Raw genomic sequence first — 5,518 nt, 5'->3', positions numbered from 1 at the left:
GTGGCCCAGCAGCAGATCGAGATCCCCGGCCAGCCGGCCGGCGGCCCGTCCCGCGACGGGGGAGACGAGGCGCCCGAGCGCCGTCGTCGCCGGGCCACCGCCGAAGCCGGAGCCCCGGCCTCCGCGGCGGGGGAGACCATCGTCGCCGAGGCGAAGAACGACACCAAGGCCGAGGCGCCCGCGCAGTCGCAGCAGCAGTCCCAGGGCAACAACGAGGCCAAGTCCGACGCCGGTGACGGCGAGGGCCGTCGCCGCGACCGCCGGGACCGCGGCCGGGACCGCGACCGTGACCGCCGCGGTGGCAAGGGCGACGACCAGCAGGGCGGCCAGCGCGGCCAGCAGCAGAGCCAGGGCGGCGGCGGCCGTCAGGACCGTGGCCAGCAGCAGGACGACGACGACTTCGACGGCGGGCGTCGTGGCCGTCGCGGGCGCTACCGCGACCGCCGGGGCCGTCGCGGCCGTGACGACGTCCAGGAGCCGCAGATCACCGAGGACGACGTCCTGATCCCCGTCGCGGGCATCCTGGACATCCTCGACAACTACGCGTTCATCCGCACGTCGGGCTACCTGCCCGGCCCGAACGACGTGTACGTCTCCCTCGCCCAGGTCCGCAAGAACGGCCTGCGCAAGGGCGACCACGTCACCGGTGCCGTGCGCCAGCCCAAGGACGGCGAGCGGCGCGAGAAGTTCAACGCGCTGGTGCGTCTGGACTCCGTCAACGGCATGGCGCCCGAATCGGGGCGCGGGCGACCGGAGTTCAACAAGCTGACGCCGCTCTACCCGCAGGACCGGCTCCGTCTGGAGACGGACCCGGGCGTCCTCACCACCCGCATCATCGACCTCGTCGCGCCGATCGGTAAGGGCCAGCGTGGTCTGATCGTGGCCCCGCCGAAGACCGGCAAGACCATGATCATGCAGGCGGTCGCCAACGCGATCACCCACAACAACCCCGAGTGCCACCTGATGGTCGTCCTCGTCGACGAGCGTCCGGAAGAGGTCACCGACATGCAGCGGTCGGTGAAGGGCGAGGTCATCTCCTCGACCTTCGACCGCCCGGCCGAGGACCACACCACCGTCGCCGAGCTGGCCATCGAGCGCGCCAAGCGCCTGGTGGAGCTGGGCCACGACGTGGTCGTACTGCTCGACTCGATCACCCGTCTGGGCCGTGCGTACAACCTCGCCGCACCGGCCTCCGGCCGCATCCTGTCCGGTGGTGTCGACTCGACGGCGCTGTACCCGCCGAAGCGCTTCTTCGGTGCGGCCCGCAACATCGAGGACGGCGGCTCGCTGACCATCCACGCTACCGCCCTGGTGGACACCGGGTCCCGCATGGACGAGGTGATCTTCGAGGAGTTCAAGGGCACCGGCAACGCCGAGCTCAAGCTCGACCGGAAGCTCGCCGACAAGCGCATCTTCCCGGCGGTGGACGTCGACGCGTCCGGCACCCGCAAGGAAGAGATCCTGCTCGCCCCCGACGAGCTCGCCATCGTCTGGAAGCTGCGCCGGGTGCTGCACGCCCTCGACCAGCAGCAGGCGGTCGAGCTGCTTCTCGACAAGATGAAGCAGACGAAGTCGAACGCCGAGTTCCTCATGCAGATCCAGAAGACCACCCCGACGCCGGGCAACGGCGACTGAGGCAGGTCGACCGAGTAAGGACCGCACAAGAGGGCCGCTCCCCGAACTGGGGGCGGCCCTCTGTGGCGTTCGTGTGCGGGTAGGATCACGCTCTCTTCGAACTTGTGATCCCTAGGGGGGACATTCGTGGGTACAGCCATGCCCGGGGGCGGTCGGCACAGACGCCGGATACGCATAGCACTGCCCGTCGCCGCGGCCGGTGTCGCCGCGGCCGTCGCCGGCGCGCTGCTGACGACGTCCGCCGGGGCGGCCACCCCGCTGCCGCAGCCGACGCTCAAGCCCGCCACCAGCTCGCCGTCGCTCGCCGAGCTGGAGAAGCGCGTCGCGGGCGCCATGGCCGGTGACGACGTCGCCGGCAAGACGAGCAAGGCCTCGCTCAGCGCGGGCACCGTCGCCGGCCGCATCGACCCGAAGGTCATCGGCGGCAACGAGACCACCATCAGCACCGCCCCGTGGATGGCGCAGCTCCACTACTACGACGACCGGGGCACCTCCAGCACCGGCGACGACCTCGGCTTCTTCTGCGGCGGCGCCGTCGTCGCGCCGACGAAGATCCTCACCGCCGCGCACTGCGTCAAGGGCTACAACTGGAGCGCCAACGGCGCCGTCGTCACCGGCACCCCCCAGCTGCCCTCGGCCGACGGCACCGACCTGCACGGCGGTACCGCCACGGCCGTCCGGCGGCAGTGGAACCACCCGTCGTACAGCGCGACGACCATCGACAACGACATCGCGGTGCTCACCCTGGGCCGGCCCATCAAGGCCACCCCCATCCGCATGACGACCTCCGGTGACACCACGTCGTACAAGGCCGGCACGAGTGCCAAGGTCTACGGCTGGGGCCGCACCAGCTCCACCAGCGACGACATCTCCGAGACGCTGAAGACCGCCACGCTGCCCATGCAGTCCGACACGACCTGCTCCGGCGCGTACGGCAGGGACTTCATCAAGGGGCACATGGTGTGCGCGGGCAAGCCCGCCACCGGCAGCGACGCCGGCACCGTCTCCGCGTGCAACGGCGACTCCGGCGGCCCGCTGGTCGTGAACAACCGGATCGTCGGTGTCGTGTCCTGGGGCGTGACCGACTGTGTCGCCAAGGGCGCCTACAGCGTCTTCAGCAAGGTCAGCACGTACGTCGGCGCCGCCTACCCGCGCCTCGACGACACCAACGTCAGCCTCGACCACAAGGCCGACCTGTGGGTGCGCAAGGCCTCCACCAAGACCGGCTACTCCAAGGACTCCAAGGGCACGTCCTTCGCCGCTCGCGAGTCCTGGGGCGACTGGAACGGCGTGAACGTCGTCCTGCAGACGGATCTCGACCGCGACGGCTTCCAGGACCTGGTCTACCGGCGCAGCAGTGACGGCGACGTCTTCTGGACCCACTTCGTCACCGCCACGGAGAGCTGGACGACCAAGCAGATCGCCGACAACTGGAAGACCCGCACCCGGATCATCACCCCCGGTGACGTCACCGGCGACTACCTGCCCGACCTGCTCTCGGTCGACTCCGCGGGCGTCATGTGGATCTACCCGGGCAAGGGCAACGGCACCTTCGCGTCCCGCGTGAAGGTCGGCTCCGGCTGGAACCAGTACAACTCCGTGCGCGGCAAGGGCGACTTCAACGGGGACGGCAAGACCGACCTCATCGCCCGCAGCAAGTCGGGCAGCTACCTCTACCTCTACAAGGGCACCGGCAAGGCCGGCTCGGGCGCCTTCTCGGCCCGGGTCAAGGTGCGCACGTGGGGCGGGTACAACGCCTTCGACGCGCCCGGTGACGTCACCGGCGACGGCAAGGCCGACTTCCTGGCCCGTACCCCCGGGGGCACGCTCTACCTGTACGCGGGCACCGGCAAGGGGACGAGCGAGATCTTTGCCACAAGGAAGTCCGTCGGCACCGATTTCAAGCAGTACGACATCTTCGGCTGAAACCGCAGGTGAGTGAGGCTCACCCGGCTGTGACGAACACGGACTGTGCCCACCGCCGCACGCGGTGGGCACAGTCCGTTGTGCAACCCTTTCCCGAGTTTCTCCGTCTGACCAGGTGGGGCGACGATAGTGCGAGGAAGGGTCTTCTCCGGCCACGCCTGGCACTGACCGCTGGGGGTAATCGACGTAGAAGAGCTGAGGAGTACATGTCCGCCGAGAGCGCGCCGGATCCGGGTATACCGGGTGATGCCGGCATCAACGGAGCACGTCACCGCGGCAAGGGCAAGCGCCGCAAGCCCCAGCGACGACGCAAGGGCTTGATGATCACGGCCTGGACGGCCGCGGGCATCGTCGTGCTGGGCGGCGCCGGGGCCGGGTACCTGTACTTCAAGCTCAACGGCAACCTCAAGAGCGTCGACATCGACCAGGCCCTCGGCACCGACCGGCCCAAGAAGGCCGACAACGGCTCCGAGAACATCCTGGTCCTCGGCTCGGACACCCGCTCCGGTGGCAACAAGAAGCTCGGCGGCGGCACCGACGACGGCAGCGCACGCTCCGACACGGCGATGATCGTGCACGTCTACAAGGGCCACAAGAAGGCCAGCGTGGTCTCCGTCCCGCGCGACACCCTCATCGACCGCCCCTCGTGCACGGACACCAAGGGCAACGAGTACCCCGCCGCCCGCAACGTGATGTTCAACTCCGCGTACTCCACCGCCGGGGCCGCCTGCGCCGTGAAGACCGTCGAGTCGATCACCGACCTGCGCATGGACCACTATCTCGAGGTCGACTTCACCGGCTTCCAGAAGCTCATCGACGACCTCGGCGGCGTCGAGATCACCACGACCAAGAGCATCGACGACCCCGACAGCCATCTGAAGCTGAAGGCCGGCACCCACACGCTCGACGGCAAGCAGGCCCTCGGCCTGGTCCGCACCAGACACGGCGTCGGCGACGGCTCCGACCTGGGCCGCATCCAGCTCCAGCAGGCCTTCATCAAGGCCCTGGTCAACCAGATCAAGGACGTCGGCGTCTTCTCGAACCCGAAGAAGCTGCTCGACCTCGCGGAATCCGCGACCAAGACGGTGACGGCCGACTCCGACCTCGGTTCGGTCAACAAGCTCGCGTCCTTCGCGAACGGACTCAAGGGCATCAGCCCGTCCAACATGCACATGATCACGATGCCGGTGGCCTACGACCCGGCCGATCCCAACCGCGTCCTCCTTCAGGAGAAGAAGGCCGACCAGATCTGGAAGGCCCTGGAGAAGGACAAGCAGATCCCGAAGTCGGCGACGTCGGGATCGGCGACAGGTGAGGCCAAGGGTGTCGTGAGCGCGCCCTGACGGGCACGTCCCCCGGGGGCTCGGGGAACTGCGCGACGAGCCCCCACCGGCCCGCGGGGGAATAGATCACAACAACCCCCGGTTTTGGGAGTAGGCCCCAGTCCTGGCAGACTGGTACGTCGGCCCCGGTTCACGCTCCCGCACCCCGCGTCAGCGACCCGGCGCCCTCCCGAACCTAGGAGACACCTTGAAGCGCGACATCCACCCCGAGTACGTCGAGACGCAGGTCAGCTGCACCTGTGGCGCGTCGTTCACCACCCGCAGCACCATCGAGTCCGGCTCCATCCGCGCCGATGTCTGCTCCGAGTGCCACCCGTTCTACACGGGCAAGCAGAAGATCCTCGACACCGGTGGCCGTGTGGCCCGCTTCGAGGCCCGCTTCGGCAAGGCCGCCGGCTCCAAGAAGTAGCGAGCCTCCTAGGGCCTGCCCGGCGGATCCTGTCGGAGACGCGGGGCCTGGCACGCACATCTGCGGCGTTGTCGTCAGTCGCCGACGCTCCGCGTCGACTCCTTCCTCCGCCTTGCAGCTGCACGCACCAGGCCCCGCTCGCCGGCACTGACAGGTACGGCGGCTTTCCTCCGACCTGATCCGCCGGACAGGCCCTAGCGCCGGT

Annotated in this window: 4 protein-coding genes; all 4 read left to right on the top strand. The window is 69.0% G+C overall.

From position 1 onward, the window contains the following. The coding region (rho, locus tag ABZ281_RS35645) for a transcription termination factor Rho (protein WP_356662212.1) at positions 1–1,635 on the top strand (1,635 nt) is incomplete at its 5' end. 138 nt (positions 1,636–1,773) lie between these two features. Next, positions 1,774–3,561, top strand: a complete 1,788-nt coding sequence (locus ABZ281_RS35640; RefSeq protein WP_356662213.1) for a trypsin-like serine protease — start codon at positions 1,774–1,776, stop codon at positions 3,559–3,561. A 206-nt stretch (positions 3,562–3,767) separates the two neighbouring features. Continuing rightward, a complete protein-coding gene (locus ABZ281_RS35635; RefSeq protein ID WP_356662211.1) occupies positions 3,768–4,904 on the top strand; it encodes an LCP family protein in 1,137 nt (378 codons plus the stop codon). Positions 4,905–5,091: 187 nt separating this feature from the next. After that, the gene (gene rpmE, locus ABZ281_RS35630) at positions 5,092–5,313 is read left to right on the top strand and encodes a 50S ribosomal protein L31 (RefSeq protein ID WP_184908681.1); all 222 of its coding nucleotides are present in this window, start codon (positions 5,092–5,094) and stop codon (positions 5,311–5,313) included. The last annotated feature ends 205 nt before the right edge of the window (positions 5,314–5,518 follow it).

It is taken from the genome of Streptomyces sp. NPDC006265 (assembly GCF_040613555.1).
Taxonomy (GTDB): Bacteria; Actinomycetota; Actinomycetes; order Streptomycetales; family Streptomycetaceae; genus Streptomyces.
The sequence above is the reverse complement of the archived record's forward strand: the minus strand, read 5'-3'. Positions and strand labels throughout refer to the sequence as shown.